The 209-nt window shown below is 68.4% G+C and carries 1 pseudogene; it reads left to right on the top strand.

The window, feature by feature from the left end:
* Positions 1 to 23: 23 nt before the first annotated feature.
* A pseudogene (locus tag ACPYN9_RS17250) lies at positions 24 to 209 on the top strand (hypothetical protein); the annotation flags it as partial.

A 209-nucleotide genomic window follows, 5' to 3' on the forward strand; every position in this document is an offset into this window, starting at 1 on the left:
ATCACACGCGTAACCGTGTCGAGGTGGAGGACGTGGCGCGGGCGGAGGCGGAGTTGGTGGCGTCGGCGTGCGGGTTGAACCCGGAGGACGAGCAGCCGGCCACGCCGAAGGCACTGGAGGTGCAGGCCGCGTTGTGGGTGTCGTATTTGGATCCGGATGGGGACGAGCCTCGGGCTGACAAGATCGCGGCGGAGCGTGGGTTGTGGTGG

Origin of the sequence: Pseudoclavibacter helvolus, from assembly GCF_049707175.1 — a bacterium.
Classification (GTDB): domain Bacteria; phylum Actinomycetota; class Actinomycetes; order Actinomycetales; family Microbacteriaceae; genus Pseudoclavibacter; species Pseudoclavibacter helvolus_A.